This is a genomic window from Brevibacillus sp. LEMMJ03 (genome assembly GCF_007197875.1).
Lineage (GTDB): Bacteria > Bacillota > Bacilli > Brevibacillales > Brevibacillaceae > Brevibacillus > Brevibacillus thermoruber.
On the sequence record NZ_VKJN01000001.1, the window covers coordinates 326940 to 344284 of the forward strand.

Consider the following 17345-nt stretch of genomic DNA (forward strand, 5'->3'; position numbering starts at 1 on the left):
AGTGAATAGAAACAGGAACCATATGGATGAACCATATGCATACGGTGGCAGGACCGGCGGCACCTATGATCAGAAGGAGTGAACAAGATGGGGACCAAGACGAAAACGTCCAAATCGATGCCCATGACGAAGCAACTGTATCAGCAGCAGGCGGCCAAATACCAGCCGAAGCGAAACGTCCTGCTCAACTCGCTGCGCGCCTTTTGGGTAGGCGGGGCGATCTGCCTCTTGGGACAAATCTTGCAGAACATCTATATCAACTTTTTCGGGTTTACGGAAAAAACCGCAAGCAATCCGACCGTGGCCACCCTGATCTTTTTGGCCGTGCTGCTGACCGGCTTGGGCGTCTACGACAACATCGGCCAGTATGCGGGAGCGGGCTCGGCCGTGCCGGTGACCGGGTTTGCCAATTCGATCGCCTCGGCCGCGATTGAGCATCGCAGCGAGGGGTTTGTGCTGGGGGTCGGCGGCAACATGTTCAAGCTGGCCGGCTCCGTCATCGTGTTTGGCGTGGTGGCCGCCTTTGTCGCGGGCGTCCTGAAGACACTCTGGAAGATGTTCACGTAAGGAGGACAAACGGTGGGTAGCCAAGCAGCGGAATTCCGGGTCAGCCGGCAAACCTGGCAGTTTACCAGGGACGTGCGGCTTGTGTCTTCGGCGACGGCGGTCGGGCCCAAGGAAGGGGAAGGGCCGCTGGGGACGTTTTTTGACAAGGTGTATGACGACATGTATGCCGGCCAGGATTGCTGGGAGAATGCGGAGCGCCAATTGATGGAGGACGCGGTGCAGTTGGCCCTGGACAAGGCCGGGTTGACCGAACAGGATGTCGACGTGATCGTCGCCGGCGACCTGTTAAACCAAAACATTACAACCAACTTTACGGCGGAGCAGTTGGCCATCCCGCTCCTGGGCATGTACGGCGCCTGCTCCACGTCAATGCTCACCCTGGCGAACGCGGCGGCGCTGGTGAACGCCGGCTACGTCAACCGGGCGATCGCCGCCTGCAGCAGCCACAACGCGACGGCCGAGCGTCAATACCGCTATCCGACCGAATACGGCGGACAAAAGCCGCCCTCTGCCCAATGGACCGTGACGGGGGCGGGGGCGGGACTGGTCGGTATCGGCGGAAACGGGCCGCGCATCACCTATGCGACCATCGGCAAAGTGGTGGACATGGGCGTGAAGGACCCGTTTGACATGGGATCGGCGATGGCGCCTGCCGCCGTCTCCACCCTGCAGGCGCATTTCTCCGACACCGGCCGTACCCCGCGCGATTACGATTTGATTGTCACGGGCGACCTGGCCGCGGTCGGGTATCCCATCGTCAAGGAATGGATGCAAACGGACGGGTATGACATGGAAGGGGTATACAACGACTGCGGCTTGATGGTGTATTCGCCCGACCAGGACGTGTTCGCGGGCGGCAGCGGCTGTGCCAGCAGCGCCGTGGTCACCTACAGCTACATCGTCGACCAGTTGAACAAAGGGCTGCTGAAAAAAGTGCTGGTGTGCGCCACCGGCGCTTTGCTCAGCCCGGTCAGCTACCAGCAGGGCAATTCCATCCCGTGCATCGCCCACGCCGTGGCGTTGGAAGGAGGAGAATCGTAATGGAATACCTCATTGCGTTCGTGGTGGGCGGATTGATCTGCGTCGTGGGCCAACTGCTCATGGACGTCGCCAAACTGACACCTGCCCATGTCATGAGCACGCTGGTCGTCTCGGGTGTCGTCCTGGACTTTATCGGCGTGTACGACAGGTTGATCGACTTTGCCGGCGCCGGAGTCATGGTGCCGATCACCAGCTTTGGCCACGCGCTTTATCACGGGGCGATCAGCGAAGCGGAACAACACGGGCTGATCGGCGTTGTCACCGGCATATTCGAGGTTACCAGCGCAGGGATCTCCGCAGCGATCGCCTTCGGATTCCTGGCGGCGCTTGTCTTCAAACCCAAAGGCTGAAAACGGACGTGAGCGGGACGGTGACCCTCATGGGCGGACAACGGCGAAAAGTCATTCTGGTAACCGACGGCGATCACGTCGCGCAAAAAGCGGTCGAGACCGTCGCCCGGCAGGTCGGCGGCCGCGCCATTTCCCTGTCGGCGGGAAATCCCACGCCCCTGTCCGGCGAACAGATGGTGGAACTGATCAAGATGGCCGCCTCCGATCCGGTGCTGGTCATGTTTGACGACAACGGCGACTTTGGACAGGGCCAGGGCGAACGGGCGATCGAATACGTGGTCCGGCATCCCGATATTGAGGTCCTGGGCGCCATCGCCGTCGCCTCCAACACCAAATGGGTGAGGGGAGCGTCGGTAAGGGTCTCGGTCGACAACCGGGGGCGGATCGTGGACGAGGCGGTGGACAAGGACGGATTTGCCGACGGCTCGCTGGAAAACCGCATTTACGGGGATACGGTGGACGTCCTCAACGCGCTGCAGGTGCCCAACATCATCGGCATCGGTGACGTCGGCAAGATGCAGGGCAGGGACCATCTGCACAAGGGGTGCCCGGTCACATTGACTGCGGTGAAATGGATACTGGAAAGGAGCGGTTCCCATGGCACAGAAAGACGCGACGAAACGGCGCCCCATCTCGGAACGCGTGGAAGAGAACAAGGAGTATCTGAATGAAAAGCTGGGGGTGGGCATCAGTTTTGACGTGGGTGTGCATGAGTTTACCGTGGGCGGCACACGTCTCCTGCTGTACTACATAAACGGCTTTGCCAGTTCCGACATCGTCGTCCAGGTGATGCGCGACCTGAACAATTTGAGGGAGCGGGACATGCAGTCCAATGCGCTTGAGCATTTGTACCACAAGTACATCCCGTTCTATCAATTGACCAAGGTGTCCACCACCGACGAGTTTTTGGACAAGCTGCTCGTCGGCCAAGTGGGGATCATCATCGACCGGTCGCCCGAGGCGATCATCATGGACGCGAAGGTGCTGCCCACCCGTCAGCCGGAAGAGCCGGATACGGAGCGAATCGTCCGCGGCGCCCACGACGGGTTTACGGAAACGCTGGTGATCAACACCGTTCTGACGCGGCGGCGGATTCGCGACGAGCGGCTGCGTTTTGAAATCATGCAGATCGGGGAGCGGACCAAAACCGATGTGGCCCTCGCCTACCTCAAGGATGTGGCTAACGAGGAATTGGTCCAGAAGCTGCGGCACCGTCTGCAAAACATCCAGATCGACGGCATTCCTATGGCGGAGAAAACCGTCGAGGAATTCATCATCGGCAAGTCGTTTAATCCGTTTCCCCTCGTCCGCTATACGGAGCGGCCGGACGTGGCGGCGATCCACCTGCTGGAGGGGCACGTGCTGGTCTACGTGGACACGTCGCCGAGCGTCATGATCACGCCCGCCACCTTTTTTCATCACGTCCAGCACGCCGAGGAGTACCGCCAAACCCCTGTCGTCGGTGCCTATCTGCGCTGGGTGCGCTTTTTCGGGATTTTCGCCTCCGTCTTTCTGCTGCCGGTCTGGCTGCTTCTGGCGATGCACCCCTCGATGATACCGGATCAGCTCGCCTACATCGGCATCAAGAAAAAGGCGGAAATCCCCCTGCTGGGGCAGTTCGTCCTGGCGGAATTGGGACTCGATCTGATGCGGATGGCGGCGATTCACACGCCGCAGCCGCTGTCGATCGCGATGGGCCTGCTCGCGGCGATTCTGGTGGGGGAAGTGGCCATCAAGGTGGGCCTGTTTGTGCCCGAAGTGATCCTCTACCTGGCGGTGGCCGCAGTCGGCATGTTCGCCACCCCCAGTTATGAGCTGGGGCAGGCCAATCGGCTGGTCCGCCTCTTCCTCATCCTGATGGTTGGCTTTTTTTCCACGACCGGCCTGATGCTTGGCCTGACCGTCGTCCTGGTGGGCTTGGCCTTCACCCGCTCGCTGGATACGCCCTACCTCTGGCCGTTCATTCCATTCAACTACAAGGCGATGAAGGACGTGGTCATCCGCATGGCCGTGCCGATGAAAAACAGGCGGCCGAGCATCGTCCGCTCCCCCGATTCCTCGCGGCAGTAGACCAGTTGGGGAATTTTCTGACAATAAAAGCCGCGACCCATTGTCAAACGCACTTTATTGTAGTAAATTGAATGGTAAGCCTAACGGATGCTAGGTGGATACGGCAACTGGCGAATCGCGCTCAGTTGCCTTTCTGTATAAAGACACAACGCAACCGCACGGTATGCAGCAGGAGATTGGAGAGGATTTGGGGATGTTTTTGCACGGGACAAGTCGAGTAAACGAATTGGGACATTTGGAAATCGGCGGCTGTGATGTCACCGAGCTGGCTGCCCGGTACGGGACGCCGCTGTACGTGTACGATGAGGCGCTGATTCGCAGCAAATGCCGGGCGTACATGGAGGCGTTCCGCCAGTCCGGGTTCCGTTTTCAGGTCGCCTATGCGAGCAAGGCGTTTTGCACGATGGCGATGTGCAAGCTGGTGGAGGAGGAAGGGCTGTCTCTCGACGTCGTCTCCGGCGGCGAGCTGTACACCGCCCTGCAGGCCGGGTTTCCCGCCGAGCGCATTCACTTCCACGGCAACAACAAATCAATGGAAGAAATTGTCATGGCATTGGATGCCGGCATCGGCTGTTTCGTCGTCGACAATTTTTACGAGCTGGACATCCTCCGGCAGTTGGGCGAGGAGCGAAACGAGAGGGTGGCGGTGCTCCTGCGCGTGACGCCCGGCGTGGAGGCGCATACACACGAATACATTTCCACCGGCCAGCAGGACTCCAAGTTCGGCTTTGACGTCAAGAGCGGGCAGGCACTGGACGCGATCAAGCAGGCCCACGAGAGCGCCTGGCTGAACCTGCTGGGCGTACACAGCCACATCGGCTCGCAAATCTTCGAGACGGACGGCTTTATCGTCGCCGTCGAGCGGTTGGCGGAACTGCTGCGAGAAGCAAAGGACCGGTTCGGCTATCTCCCGCAAGTGCTGAACGTCGGCGGCGGCTTCGGCATCCGCTACGTGGAGGGCGACACGCCGCTTCCGCCGGAGGAGTACGTCAAGGCGATCACGACAGCCGTGCGGCAGGAACTGACTGCCCGTGACATCCCGCTGCCGGAGCTGTGGATCGAACCGGGCCGCAGCATCGTCGGAGAGGCGGGCACCACGTTGTATCGCATCGGCTCCCGCAAGGAGATTCCCGACGTGCGCAAATACCTGGCCGTGGACGGCGGGATGACCGACAACCTGCGGCCTGCGCTGTACCAGGCCCAATACGAGGCGGCTGTCGCCAACCGCATGAACGAACCGGCGACGGAACAGGTCTCCATCGCGGGCAAATGCTGCGAGACGGGGGACATGCTGATATGGGATGTCACCCTGCCGCCGGCACAGGCGGGCGACATCCTGGCCGTCACCAGCACCGGCGCCTACGGCTACGCCATGTCCAACAACTACAACCGGATCCCGCGCCCCGCGGTCGTCTTTGTCAAAGACGGCGAAGCGGAACTGGTGGTGAAGCGGGAGAGCCTCGCCGATCTGATCCGTCACGACCTGCTTCCCAAGCGCGCTCAGGTGCTGCGATAAGACAGCGCGTTCAAGCCTTCCCGACATCGGGAAGGCTTTTTGCGTCCCGGCGGGGAATTGTTCACCATTTATTAATCGTGGGTTTACATGATCTCAAGAGTGGCCTGCCATACTGGGGAGCGAGGAGGAAAGATCCACCATGTGGTCGACGTTGCTCAATCGGCTTCAGCGCTTCTCCATCCTTTCCCTGGACAGGCGCCCCCGCCTTACATCCATGATTGCACAGGAGGTGGGCAAAGGCGCCGCCGTTGTTTTGTTTTACGCAGACATCGTCAAAATGACGGCGATTGAAAACCGGTACGGGGACACGGCCGCCAAGCGGGTCCTGCATATTTTTGAGCGGACGCTGCCCGAGGTCTGCCGAGACGTGTTTGAGATCAAGGGAAAGGTGTTGGCGATCCAAAGGCTGTGGGGGGACGACTTTGCCGTCTACGTCTCATTTTCCTCCGGTTTTCAAGAGGAAGAGTGCCGGCTGATGTCGATCAGCTTTCAGGAACGGATGGAGATGCAGGTAAACCGCCAGGTCCGTTTTGTCCATCGCGAAGACCTGCGGGTCCACATCGGGTATGCCCGTTTCCCGGGTGTTGACGTGGTCAAGGAGATGTACACCTCGGTCAAGCATGCTGTGCACATGGCCAAATACGGCGTCACCTCGGAGAAGTACACCCATGTGACGCAGTTTCACCGCCTGCTTCAGGACGAAAACATCGACATGCACTACATGCCGATCGTCTCACTGCGCGACGCTGAACCGCTCGGGTGGGAGGCGTTAGCCAGGGGGCCGCAGAACACGCCCTTTTACTCCCCGGCGGCGCTGTTCTCCTACGCGGAAGAGACGGATATGGTGTTTCGGCTGGAACACATCTGCCGCAAACGGGCGTTGGAACAACTGCGCTATCTGAAAACCAGCCAAAAGTTGTTCATCAATATCGATCCACGCGCGATTGACGATCCGTATCTGCTGCGGGGGGACGTGTTGGGATTGTTGGAACGGTACAGGCTGAATCCCCGCAACATCGTGCTGGAGATCACGGAGCGGCACGCGATTACCAATTACGCGGTGTTCCGCAAGATCATCGAAGAATACCGGAAAAAAGGGTATCTGGTCGCCGTCGATGACGCGGGGGCCGGGTATTCCAGCCTCGAGTCCATCACGGAGATCTACCCCGACTACATCAAACTGGACATGTCGCTCATTCGCAACATTGATGTGGATTCGATCAAGCAGGCGCTGCTGGAGACATTCGTCCAGTTCGCCGAAAAGGTCAAGTGCAAGATCATCGCCGAAGGGATCGAGACCGAACGGGAGCTGGAAACGCTGATGGAACTGGGTGTCCCCTACGGCCAGGGCTACTATCTGGGCCGGCCGGCGAGGGGGATGGCGCAGGTCTCTGGCCGGGCGATGAACGTGATCCGCACGGCGCAGGAAACGCGCACGGCAAGGGAGCCAATCCCGCTGGGGGTGACGCCCGATATGACCGACATTTTGAGCAAGACGGTGTGCGTCGACAAACACGCCAAGGTGCGGCGCGTTCATCACATCTTTGAACAAAACCAGCGGATCGAGAGTGTGGTCGTCCTGGAAGACGGCAAGCCGATCGGACTGGTGATGCGTTTTCAGCTCTACAAGATCTTGGGCGGCCCGTACGGCATCCCGCTGTACTACGAACGTCCCGTTTCGCACATCATGAACACCAATCCGCTCACGGCCAAAAAGGACGACAAGATCGACGACGTGGCCAAACGGGCGATGGCCCGGGACGCGTACCACCTCTACGACGTGGTGATCATCACCGGCGAGGAGGAGGAATACGTCGGCATCATCACGGTCCAGAGTCTCTTGGACAAATTGGCCTCCATCAAGCTGGAATTGGCTACATCGGCCAACCCGCTGACCGGCCTGCCCGGCAACCTGCAGATCGAGCGGGTGCTGGATCATCGGCTCAGGCGAAACGAGGCGCAGACGGTCATCTACTGCGATCTCGACAGGTTCAAGTGGTTCAACGACCGGTACGGCTTCGAAGTGGGCGATCAGATCATCGTCCGGACGGCGGCGCTCTTGAAAGAAGGGGTGAAGCGCTTTGGCACTCATCACGATTTTATCGGCCACATTGGCGGCGACGACTTTATCGTCATCACCACCCCGGAGTGTGCGGAACCGATCGTCGCGTTTCTGATCGAGCAGTTCGGGGCGTACTTCGCCGACATCTATGAGAAACGGCGGGTCAGCGACGACTCGATCCTGTCGATGTCGATGGCCGGCGTCAGCCTGCTTCCCGGCAGGTTTGGCAGCGTGGAGGAAATCGCGCAGCAGGCGGCATGGGTCAAACGGCTGGCGAAGGAGCGGCCCGGAACCGTCTTTGTCTCCGACCAGGACAGGGAGTGCGCGGAAGCGAATGACAGCGGAAGAGATTGGACGCGGGCAGAGCAGCGTGGTAAAATGGGGGCGTTATGACTCTTCCCAAGTCTGGAGGCAATGGAATGAAAAAAGCGCTGATCACCATGGAAAACGGCAACCAGATCGAACTGGAACTGTTCGATCAGGAAGCGCCGGGAACGGTGGCCAATTTTGAAAAATTGGCAAATTCCGGATTCTACAACGGCCTGACGTTCCACCGCGTCATCCCGGGCTTCGTGGCGCAGGGCGGGTGCCCGTACGGCACGGGAACCGGCGGACCGGGCTACACCATCAAGTGCGAGACCGAAGGCAATCCGCACAAGCATCTGCGCGGCTCCCTGTCGATGGCGCACGCGGGCAAGGATACCGGCGGAAGCCAGTTCTTCATCTGCTATGACTCCTTCCCGCACCTGGACGGCGTACATACCGTTTTCGGCCGCGTGACGAAAGGCATGGAGCACGTGGATGCGATCAAGCAGGGCGACAGAATGGAAAAAGTGGAAGTGTTCGCCGAATAACGGCAAGGGAACACATCCGTTGCGCAATCGAATCCCCTCGCGGTGGACTGCGGGAAAACGCCCAGGTGAGGACAGGGGCGAAGACAGTCTGCCGGAGGGGATTTTGTCATGCCAAGAGGGCAGACGTGTCCCCATGCGCCAGGAGAACGGAGAGGGGGGGAGCAGGAGCCGCTTCGTTCATCTGGGTTTCTCTGGGTTTACAGCATTTTCGATCCTGTGATAAAACGTAGGTAGTGAATAAACACCGATATCGTGAGCGGAAAAACCGGACAACTTGCGGCACAGCCATCCGATAGTGGCTCAGGTCGTGACAGGGCAGCGGTTCAGCATGATGAACCGTTTTTTTGCAGCTCCACAAACGTAGTTAGCTTACTAACTTCTACGGATCCGGAGGGATGTCTTGTGACAGCAGAACTGTTTTTGGAGGACAGCTATCGTTGTGAATGCGCGGCTCGCATCGTGGAGATTTCCGGAGAAAAGGTGATCCTCGATCAGACGGTGTTTTATCCGACGGGCGGCGGACAGGAATGCGACACCGGGACGCTTGAACAGGACGGACGGCTGTTTGACGTCTACCAGGTGAAGCGGGAGGGCGGCCGGATCGTCCATTACGTCAAGGAACCGGAAGGACTGGCGGCCGGTCCGGTCACGGCCAGAATCGACTGGCAGCGCCGGTATGGAATGATGCGTCTTCACACGTCGCTGCACGTGTTGGCTGCGGTCGTATACGAGAAGTACGGCGCCCTCTGCACCGGCAACCAGATTTACCCGGAGCGGGCCCGCATCGATTTTAACCAGCTTCATGACTTGACGCCGGCGGAGCTGGATGAGATCGTCGCGGAAACCAACCGCGTGATCGCCGCCGATCATCCCATCTCGTACCGGACCATCGGCAGGGAAGAGGCGGAGCGCATTCCCGGGATCATCAAAACGGTGGTCAGCCTGCTGCCTCCCTCGATCAGGGAAGTGCGGCTGGTGTCGATCGATTCCGTAGACGAGCAGGCGTGCGGCGGCACCCATGTCAAACGAACCGGGGAGATCGGCCGGTTGGAGATCACGGACGTAAAAAGCAAAGGGAAGAACAACAAGCGGCTGGAAGTGCGGGTGCTCCCGCTCAACATGGAAAACGCGCGGGGATGAGCCCGTTCCCGGTCACCCGCTCCAAAGGCGCGCTGCTTGTCTGAGCGACCCGTTCTCCTCCGCACTCGGGGTTGTAACCCTCCGAGTCTGCTGGTATGCTAGAAGATAGCGACTTTTTCGGAGGAGAACGGAATGGACTTTCCTAATCTGTTTCACTTTGAGTGGGAGACGGTGCCGTTTCGCTTGATCGCGTTCGTCATCGCCTTTACGCTGCACGAGTGGGCGCACGCCTACGTGGCCTGGAAGCTGGGGGATGACACGGCCAAGCGGGAAGGGCGCCTGACGCTCAATCCGATTCCCCACATCGATCCGTTCGGGCTGATTTTGATTTTGTTCGGACCGTTTGGCTGGGCCAAGCCCGTGCCGATCAATCCGCTGCAGTTCCGCGGCAACAAACGGCTGGGGATCGTCTACGTGTCGGCGGCCGGGCCGCTGATCAACCTGGTGCTGGCCGTTTTCTTCATGACGATCTACGGCTGGGTGGTGAAGTCGAACGTGCTGGCGAGCATGCACGAAATGGCTGCCGTCGCCATTCATGAAACGCTGTTCAACTGCGTGCTCATCAACTGCGCGCTGTTTGTGTTCAACCTGCTGCCCATCCATCCCCTGGACGGCTCCAAAATTGTCCGCTTTCTTTCGCCGCGCCGCTGGGACGGATTTTTTTACAAGCTGGAGGTTTACGGACCGTGGCTCCTGCTGCTGCTGATCTTCCTGCCGGCTCTGCGGGGCCTGATTCTGAATGCGCCGCTGAGCATGACCGTCTCGTGGGTGGTAGATGCGGCTACCGCCATTTTATCGCTGTTCTAGCCAGTGGGAAACGAGGGAGTTACTTGTGTCATACAGCATCAAACTAGATTCCTTTGAAGGCCCGCTCGACCTGCTTCTGCACCTGATCGAAAAGGCGGAGGTGGACATCTACGACATCCCGGTCGCGGAGATTACCGAGCAGTATCTGGCGACGATCGACACGATGCAGCAGCTTCAGTTGGATGTGGCCAGCGAGTTCGTCGTGATGGCGGCCACGCTGCTGTCGATCAAAAGCAAGATGCTGCTGCCGCGAAAGGAAGAGCACGTGTTTCAACCGCTTTTGGACATGGACGTGGAAGAGGCCGACCCGCGCGAGGAACTGGTGCAGCGGCTGCTGGAGTACAAACGGTACAAGCTGTTGGCCGATCAGCTCCGCGAGATGGAGACGGGGCGCAACCAGGTGTTCACGCGTCCGGCGGAAGACTTGTCCCCCTACGTCCGCGAAGAGGAGCAGACGATCAAGGACGTCACCCTGTACGACCTGTTGAGCGCGCTGGAAAAGCTGGTGAAGCGGGTCAAGGAGAGGGACCCGATTGCCAAGGTGTCGCGCGACGAAATTTCCATCAAGGACAGAATGCAGGAAATCCGGCAGCTTTTGCGGGTGGGCGGCGGCATGATCCGCTTTTTCCAGCTTTTCTCGCCGGGGGCGTCGCGCACGGAGATCGTCACCACGTTTCTCGCCCTGCTGGAGCTGATGAAGGCCAAACACGTTACCTGCGTGCAGCACAAGCTGTTTCACGACATCATGATCTGCGAGAATACGGAGAAAGGAGCCCAAGGCGATGGACTATGACAAGCTGAAAGGCGTCATCGAGGGCTTGCTGTTCATCTCGGGCGACGAGGGCATTGACGCCAAGCAAATCAGCGAGATAATCGAAGTGCCGGAAGAAACGGTCGTCGATTTGATCGAGGACATGAAAGCGGATTTTCGCCGTGCGGGACGCGGCATTCAGATCGTGGAGGTGGCCCGCGCCTACCAACTGACCACCCTGCCTGAGCACGCACCCTATTTTGAGCGGCTGGCTTCATCGCCCAGCCAGTCCACGCTTTCCCAGGCGGCGTTGGAGACGCTGGCGATCATCGCGTACAAGCAGCCCATCACCCGCTCGGAAATCGAGGAGATTCGCGGCGTCAAATGCGAAAAGGCGCTGAACACGCTGCTCTCCAAGCAGCTGATTCGCGAAGCGGGCCGGGCGGAAGGCGTGGGGCGCCCGATCCTGTACGCCACGACCAAGGAGTTTTTGGAACATTTCGGGCTGCGGGAATTGAGCGATCTGCCCGAGCCGCCCGTCAACCTGAACATCGAGGAAGCCCGGATGGAGGCGTCAGCCCTGTTCGGAAAAGCGGAAGAGACGACAAACGACTAGTCGCCTGCGGACAGTTTCGGTACTACCAAACGACTCGTCCCCATATACTGGTACAAACTGCCGGTACTACAATCGTTGGGGAGGACGTTATGAAAGTGCGGAAAAAACTGTCCGGCGTACTCGTCGTTTTTCTTTTTTTGCAGATGCTCTTCATGCAGCAGCAGGTGGAGGCCGCAGACGGCCCCCCCGACGTCTCCGCGGAAGCGGCCGCCCTGATCGATGTGGCCAGCGGGCGCATCCTGTACGCCAAAAACGGATCGAAAAAAATGCGGATCGCCAGTCTGACCAAAACCATGACGGCGATTGTGGCGATCGAGTCGGGCCGGCTTCAGGACGTCGTGACCGTGCCAAAGGAGGCGGTCGGGGTGGACGGCTCCTCGATCTACCTCAAGCAGGGGGAAAAGCTGACGCTCGAAGAATTGCTGTACGGGCTGATGCTCCGCTCCGGCAACGACGCCGCCGTGGCCGTGGCGCATCACGTCGGCGGATCGGTGCCCGGATTCGTCTACCTGATGAATGAGAAGGCGGCGCTGATCGGCATGACCCACACCAACTTCACCAATCCGCACGGTCTCGACGACAGCAACATGCACTATTCCACCGCCGAGGATATGGCCAAGCTCTCCGCCTACGCGCTGCACAATCCCGTCTTTCGCCAGATCGTCTCGACCAAGGTGAAGAGCATCTCGTGGGAAGGGGAAAAATGGGACCGGCGCTTGCAGAACAAAAACAAGCTGCTACATCTGTACAACGGCGCGGACGGAGTGAAGACCGGCTACACCAAGCTGGCCAAACGCTGTCTGGCTTCCTCCGCGACGCGGGACGGTCGGCAGTTGGCGGCGATTACGCTCAATGCGCCGGATGACTGGAACGACTCGATGAAGCTGTTGGACTGGGGGTTTGAGCACTTTGCCGTGAGCAGGGTCGTTACCAAGGGGCAAACAGTCCAGGCGAGTTTTGCAGCAGAAGATCCGTCCCTCCGCCTGGTGACGATCAACGAGTTCGCCTATCCGCTGCAAAACGGCGAGGCCGAACAGCTCCGCACGCAGGTGGAGCTGGTTCAGCCGTCCGTGACGAAGCGCATGGTCGGCAGTCACGTCGGGTTTTTGCAGGTGTATCTCGGTGACCGGTTGATCGGCCGGGTGCCGCTCACCGTACAGGATTCGTCGCCGGTTTCGACGCCCGGGCGGACGCGGTCGTTCTGGGACCATGTCTGGGAGATCATGGCGGGAGGGATGTGGAGTGCTTAACGTCATCTGGCTCGCCCTGATCGTCATCAGCATCGTGGTGGCAGCCGTCAACGGACGGCTGGATGCGGTCAATCAGGCGGCGTTTGAAGGAGCCAAAACGGGGGTGACCGTCGCGTTCGGGCTGGTAAGCGTGCTGGCGTTCTGGATGGGCTTGATGCGCATTGCCGAGAAAGCGGGGCTTCTGGACGTGCTCGCCCGGCTGTTGGCGCCGCTCATCAACCGGCTGTTTCCCGACGTGCCGAACGGACATCCGGCCATGGCCTACATTTTGTCCAACATGAGCGCCAATCTGCTCGGGCTGGGCAACGCGGCCACGCCGATGGGACTGAAGGCGATGGAGGAACTGCAAAAACTGAATCCCGACAAGCAGCACGCCACGCCGGCCATGTGCACGCTGTTGGCGATCAACACGGCCAGCATTACCCTGATTCCCACGACCATGATCGCGATTCGCATGCAGTACGGTTCGGCCCATCCGGTCGAAATCGTGGGCACGACGCTGCTGGCGTCGTTCGGCGCCACGGCTGTCGCCCTGCTGCTGGATCGCTGGTACCGATACCGTCACACCCGCAGGCTGAAATAAAGGAGGGAAGCCGGTATGTACCAATGGGTTTCCCTGATCTCGCTGTGGGCCATTCCGGTCACGATCGCGTTCGTGCTGCTGTACGGCTGGCACAGGCGGATTCCCGTGTACGAGACGTTTGTCGACGGAGCCAGAGGCGGGCTGACCACGTCCATCCGCATCCTTCCCCATCTGATCGCGATGATGGTGGCCGTCACGATGTTCCGTGAATCGGGAGCGCTGGAACTGCTGCTCTCCGTCCTGAAACCGCTGCTCGCGGTGCTGCACGTGCCGGAGGAGATCGTCCCGCTCGCGCTGCTTCGCCCGCTCACCGGCACGGGGTCGCTGGCGGTGGCCACCGACCTCATCGCCCAGTACGGCCCCGATTCGTTTATCGGCAGGCTGGCCGCCACCATGCAGGGAAGCACGGATACGACGCTGTACGTGCTGACCGTCTACTTCGGCGCGGTAGGCATCCGCCATTCCGCGTACGCCCTGCGGGTTGGGCTGTGGTCGGATCTGGCGGGCGTGATCTTTTCGCTGCTGATCGTTTCGTACGTCTTTGGCTGAGCCGTGATGGGCTGGCTGGAAAACTTCCCGGTCGAGGGAAGTTTTTTCGTTTTTCTTGTCCACACTGGTAAGAATGGGTATGATGTTGTAGAGGTGAACCATCCATGGAACGGTTGCAAAAAGTGTTGGCACACGCCGGCGTCGCCTCTCGCCGCCACTGCGAAGAATTGATCGTGCAGGGCCGGGTGCAGGTGAACGGCAAAGTGGTGCGGGAACTGGGAACGCGGGTCGATCCCGGCACGGACCGGATCGCCGTGGACGGCCGACCGGTTCGCCTGGAACAGCACGTCTACCTGCTGCTGTACAAGCCGACCGGCGTCATCACCAGCGTCTCCGATCCGCAGGGCCGGCGCGTCGTCACCGATCTGCTGAAAGGAGTAAAGGAACGGGTCTATCCGGTGGGACGGCTGGACTACGACACGTCGGGCCTGCTGCTGATGACAAACGACGGGGAACTGGCCAACATGCTGGCACACCCCTCGTACGAGATCGACAAGGTGTACCGCGCCTGGGTGAGAGGAGTGCCCAGCCCGGAAAAAGTGGACAGGCTGGCGCGCGGAATCAAGCTGGAGGACGGCATGACGGCTCCCGCGCGGGCAAGACTGCTGAAGACGTCGGCCGCCGGGGATCGGGCGCTGCTGGAGCTGACCATTCACGAAGGGCGCAATCGCCAGGTCCGCCGCATGTGTGAAGCGATCGGCCATCCGGTGCTGACCCTGGAGCGCGTCAAGCTGGGCTTCCTCACGCTGGAAGGACTGGAGCCGGGACAGTACCGGCCGCTGACGACGGCGGAAGTGGAGCGGTTGAAACGGGGCCTGACCCGGGACCGCAAAATCCCGCCGCACCGCCGCTGATCCGGCGCGAGACGTTCAAAATCTGTTCATATCTTGTGCGCTGGCGGAAAATCAAGGAACGCTATAATAAAATAAGGAAGCAAACAGGCCGGCAACAGGCACAGATGGGAGTTTGGACATTCATGGACAAGAGCAATCGCACATACATCAGAGTGGCTGTTTTGGGCGTTTTGCTGGTGGCGCTGGTCTTCGCCGTCTATTCCAGCTTTGTGAAGGACCCCAACGCCGTGAAAGTGGGCAGGGACGCCCCCAATTTCAGCCTGGAACAGCTAAACGGCGCGTCCATCACCCTGTCCGATTTGAGGGGAAAAGGCGTCGTGCTCAACTTCTGGGGGACGTGGTGCGGCCCCTGTAAACAGGAAATGCCCGCCCTGCAGAAGCAGTACGAAGCGTACAAAGACAAGGGACTGGTGGTTGTGGGCGTGAACATCGGGGAATCGCCGATCACCGTGGAACCGTTTGTGAAGCAGTTTGGCGTGACCTTCCCGATCCTGCTGGACCGCGAGTCGCAAATCACCAAGCTGTATCGCATCGGACCGATTCCGACGACGTTTTTCATCGATCCGGACGGAGAAGTGAAGGAAATTTTCGTCGGGCAGTTGAACGAGGACATGATCGCCCAAAAAGTGGCCAAAATCTTGCCGTAAGAGAGGAGCAACATGGATCAGCGAAAATGTGAATGCGGACATGCCAATCCGGTCGGCACGCTGCTCTGCGAATCGTGCGGCAGGCCGCTGGAGCAGGAGCTGACCGCACAGACCGGAGAGGCTGCACAGGTCGGACAGGCCGCCTTTCCCGACATGCGTTACGAAGGGATGGCCCGCCGATCCCAGACCTATACCAATACCTTGATTGACAGGGTGTGGAACACCTTCTCATCCGTCAAGGTCGCCATTGGCATCATCATCGTTATCTTGATCGCCTCCGCCATCGGTACCATCTTTCCGCAGCAGCAGTACATCCCCGTGCCGGTGCCGACGGAGGCGGACGTCGCCCGGTTCTACAGCGAGACCTACGGAACGCTGGGGCAGATCTACTACGCGTTGGGATTCCACAACATGTACTCGTCGTGGTGGTTTGTCACGCTGCTGGTCGCCTTGGGCACGTCCCTGGTCATCTGCAGTCTGGACAGGGTGATCCCGCTCTACAAGGCGCTGAACAAACCGCGCGTCAACCAGCATGTCTCGTTCCTGAAAGGGCAAAAGCTGTACGGCGAAGCGGAGCTTTCCGCCGAGACGCAGCCGGGTGCGGTCGCCGACAAGGCCGCCGAAGCCCTGCGGAAAAAAGGCTACCGCATCTTCCGCGACGGCGACGCGCTGATGGCGGAAAAAGGGCGCTTCAGCCGCTGGGGGCCCTACGTCAACCACATTGGACTGATTATTTTCCTGATTGGCGTCCTGATGCGGAATATCCCCGGCTTTTACCTGGACCAGTTCGTCTGGGTGCGCGAGGGGCAGACGGTGGCGGTGCCGGATACCCCGTATTACGTAAAAAACGTGGCGTACCATACCGAGTACTGGTCGGAAGAAGAGATGCCGCAAAAGCTCGATCTGAACGGGGGCGCGATTCCGAAAAAGTTCCAGACGGACGCGATTCTCTACCTGAACAAAAACGCCGATCTGCCCGGTGCCAAGCCGGAACTGGTCGAGGTGAAGCGGGGACCGATCGTGGTGAACCATCCCATGATCCATGAAGACCTGTCTTTGGTCCAGTCGGGCGTGCAGGAGATGCAGTTGGGCGCCCTCAATTTTGTCCTGATCGACAGGCAGGCCGGTGGCAAACCGGTCGGGCCGATCAAGCTGGATCTCTACGAGCCCAATCCGGAACTGCAAGTGGGCGACGGGATCAAGGTTCGCGTACTGGAGTACTTCCCCGACTTTATCATGGGGCCGGACAACAAACCGGCGACGAAGACCAACCTGCCGAATAATCCGATGTTCGCGCTGGAAGTGATCTCGGAAAAAGACAACGTGCGGGAGAAGATGGTGTACCTGCGCGGCACGATCATCACGCAGAAAGCCGACTCCCGTTACACACTGGAGATCAAGATGCCCGACCTGATCGACATCTCGGGACTGATGGTGCGCATCGACAAGGCCGTACCCGTGATCTACTTCGGCGCGATCATCTTCATGATCGGCGTGGTGATGGGCTTCTTCTGGCAGCACCGCCGGATATGGGTGCAGTTTCATGAGGGACGGCTGCTCCTGGCTGGCCACACCAACAAAAACTGGTACGGGCTGCGCCGGGAGATGCAAACTTTGATTGAACAGACGGAGCTGCCGATCGCGCTGGAAGACAGATCGAAAGCGTAAGCGGCTCCAAGGAGGGTAAC

At 59.7% G+C, this 17345-nt stretch carries 18 protein-coding genes; all 18 read left to right on the plus strand.

Features of this window, described 5'->3' with window-relative positions; all coding sequences use genetic code 11:
- Positions 1 to 87: 87 nt before the first annotated feature.
- The 18 genes from spoVAC to resB all read left to right on the plus strand — a co-directional run bounded on the left by spoVAC (position 88) and on the right by resB (position 17325).
- A complete protein-coding gene (gene spoVAC, locus FOI68_RS01585; RefSeq protein WP_143862135.1) occupies positions 88 to 567 on the plus strand; it encodes a stage V sporulation protein AC in 480 nt (159 codons plus the stop codon).
- 12 nt (positions 568 to 579) lie between these two features.
- Positions 580 to 1608: a stage V sporulation protein AD gene (spoVAD, locus tag FOI68_RS01590; protein WP_029099538.1), complete on the plus strand. Its 1029-nt coding sequence runs from the start codon at positions 580 to 582 to the stop codon at positions 1606 to 1608.
- Positions 1608 to 1958 (plus strand): stage V sporulation protein AE, encoded by a 351-nt coding sequence (spoVAE, locus tag FOI68_RS01595; protein WP_143862136.1) that lies wholly within the window; start codon positions 1608 to 1610, stop codon positions 1956 to 1958. Before spoVAD ends, spoVAE begins: the two co-directional genes overlap by 1 nt.
- 29 nt (positions 1959 to 1987) lie before the next feature.
- Positions 1988 to 2629: a stage V sporulation protein SpoVABEA gene (gene spoVAEA, locus FOI68_RS01600; RefSeq protein ID WP_029099753.1), complete on the plus strand. Its 642-nt coding sequence runs from the start codon at positions 1988 to 1990 to the stop codon at positions 2627 to 2629.
- A complete protein-coding gene (locus tag FOI68_RS01605) occupies positions 2556 to 4028 on the plus strand; it encodes a spore germination protein (RefSeq protein ID WP_044898936.1) in 1473 nt (490 codons plus the stop codon). Before spoVAEA ends, FOI68_RS01605 begins: the two co-directional genes overlap by 74 nt.
- 193 nt (positions 4029 to 4221) lie before the next feature.
- Positions 4222 to 5544, plus strand: a complete 1323-nt coding sequence (lysA, locus tag FOI68_RS01610) for a diaminopimelate decarboxylase (RefSeq protein WP_029099541.1) — start codon at positions 4222 to 4224, stop codon at positions 5542 to 5544.
- A gap of 139 nt (positions 5545 to 5683) precedes the next feature.
- Positions 5684 to 7999: a GGDEF domain-containing protein gene (locus tag FOI68_RS01615; protein WP_143862137.1), complete on the plus strand. Its 2316-nt coding sequence runs from the start codon at positions 5684 to 5686 to the stop codon at positions 7997 to 7999.
- A gap of 26 nt (positions 8000 to 8025) precedes the next feature.
- Complete coding sequence (locus FOI68_RS01620) at positions 8026 to 8460, plus strand: peptidylprolyl isomerase (protein WP_029099542.1); 435 nt, start codon at positions 8026 to 8028, stop codon at positions 8458 to 8460.
- A gap of 402 nt (positions 8461 to 8862) precedes the next feature.
- Entirely contained in the window at positions 8863 to 9600 is a 738-nt protein-coding gene (locus FOI68_RS01625) for an alanyl-tRNA editing protein (protein WP_044898933.1), read from the plus strand.
- Between the two features lie 132 nt (positions 9601 to 9732).
- Positions 9733 to 10407: a site-2 protease family protein gene (locus tag FOI68_RS01630; RefSeq protein ID WP_143862138.1), complete on the plus strand. Its 675-nt coding sequence runs from the start codon at positions 9733 to 9735 to the stop codon at positions 10405 to 10407.
- A gap of 25 nt (positions 10408 to 10432) precedes the next feature.
- On the plus strand, positions 10433 to 11200 hold the full coding sequence (locus FOI68_RS01635; protein WP_143862139.1) for a segregation/condensation protein A: 768 nt from the start codon (positions 10433 to 10435) through the stop codon (positions 11198 to 11200).
- Positions 11190 to 11774, plus strand: a complete 585-nt coding sequence (scpB, locus tag FOI68_RS01640; RefSeq protein WP_029099546.1) for an SMC-Scp complex subunit ScpB — start codon at positions 11190 to 11192, stop codon at positions 11772 to 11774. Before FOI68_RS01635 ends, scpB begins: the two co-directional genes overlap by 11 nt.
- Before the next feature lie 89 nt (positions 11775 to 11863).
- Positions 11864 to 13024: a D-alanyl-D-alanine carboxypeptidase family protein gene (locus tag FOI68_RS01645; RefSeq protein ID WP_143862140.1), complete on the plus strand. Its 1161-nt coding sequence runs from the start codon at positions 11864 to 11866 to the stop codon at positions 13022 to 13024.
- Positions 13017 to 13607: a nucleoside recognition domain-containing protein gene (locus FOI68_RS01650; protein WP_029099548.1), complete on the plus strand. Its 591-nt coding sequence runs from the start codon at positions 13017 to 13019 to the stop codon at positions 13605 to 13607. Before FOI68_RS01645 ends, FOI68_RS01650 begins: the two co-directional genes overlap by 8 nt.
- A 15-nt stretch (positions 13608 to 13622) precedes the next feature.
- Entirely contained in the window at positions 13623 to 14156 is a 534-nt protein-coding gene (locus FOI68_RS01655; protein ID WP_035297860.1) for a spore maturation protein, read from the plus strand.
- 104 nt (positions 14157 to 14260) lie between these two features.
- Positions 14261 to 15010: a pseudouridine synthase gene (locus FOI68_RS01660; RefSeq protein WP_029099550.1), complete on the plus strand. Its 750-nt coding sequence runs from the start codon at positions 14261 to 14263 to the stop codon at positions 15008 to 15010.
- A 122-nt stretch (positions 15011 to 15132) separates the two neighbouring features.
- A complete protein-coding gene (gene resA, locus FOI68_RS01665) occupies positions 15133 to 15657 on the plus strand; it encodes a thiol-disulfide oxidoreductase ResA (RefSeq protein WP_029099551.1) in 525 nt (174 codons plus the stop codon).
- 12 nt (positions 15658 to 15669) lie between these two features.
- Complete coding sequence (gene resB, locus FOI68_RS01670; protein WP_035297857.1) at positions 15670 to 17325, plus strand: cytochrome c biogenesis protein ResB; 1656 nt, start codon at positions 15670 to 15672, stop codon at positions 17323 to 17325.
- The last annotated feature ends 20 nt before the right edge of the window (positions 17326 to 17345 follow it).

Excerpts from the sequence above, each read along its gene's own strand:
- resB (WP_035297857.1), top strand. The coding sequence starts at position 15,670 with ATGGATCAGCGAAAATGTGAATGCGGACATGCCAATCCGGTCGGCACG.
- spoVAC (WP_143862135.1), top strand. The coding sequence starts at position 88 with ATGGGGACCAAGACGAAAACGTCCAAATCGATGCCCATGACGAAGCAA.
- FOI68_RS01605 (WP_044898936.1), top strand. The coding sequence starts at position 2,556 with ATGGCACAGAAAGACGCGACGAAACGGCGCCCCATCTCGGAACGCGTG.
- FOI68_RS01645 (WP_143862140.1), top strand. The coding sequence starts at position 11,864 with ATGAAAGTGCGGAAAAAACTGTCCGGCGTACTCGTCGTTTTTCTTTTT.
- FOI68_RS01620 (WP_029099542.1), top strand. The coding sequence starts at position 8,026 with ATGAAAAAAGCGCTGATCACCATGGAAAACGGCAACCAGATCGAACTG.
- spoVAE (WP_143862136.1), top strand. The coding sequence starts at position 1,608 with ATGGAATACCTCATTGCGTTCGTGGTGGGCGGATTGATCTGCGTCGTG.
- spoVAEA (WP_029099753.1), top strand. The coding sequence starts at position 1,988 with ATGGGCGGACAACGGCGAAAAGTCATTCTGGTAACCGACGGCGATCAC.
- scpB (WP_029099546.1), top strand. The coding sequence starts at position 11,190 with ATGGACTATGACAAGCTGAAAGGCGTCATCGAGGGCTTGCTGTTCATC.
- FOI68_RS01655 (WP_035297860.1), top strand. The coding sequence starts at position 13,623 with ATGTACCAATGGGTTTCCCTGATCTCGCTGTGGGCCATTCCGGTCACG.
- lysA (WP_029099541.1), top strand. The coding sequence starts at position 4,222 with ATGTTTTTGCACGGGACAAGTCGAGTAAACGAATTGGGACATTTGGAA.
- FOI68_RS01630 (WP_143862138.1), top strand. The coding sequence starts at position 9,733 with ATGGACTTTCCTAATCTGTTTCACTTTGAGTGGGAGACGGTGCCGTTT.
- FOI68_RS01660 (WP_029099550.1), top strand. The coding sequence starts at position 14,261 with ATGGAACGGTTGCAAAAAGTGTTGGCACACGCCGGCGTCGCCTCTCGC.
- resA (WP_029099551.1), top strand. The coding sequence starts at position 15,133 with ATGGACAAGAGCAATCGCACATACATCAGAGTGGCTGTTTTGGGCGTT.
- FOI68_RS01615 (WP_143862137.1), top strand. The coding sequence starts at position 5,684 with ATGTGGTCGACGTTGCTCAATCGGCTTCAGCGCTTCTCCATCCTTTCC.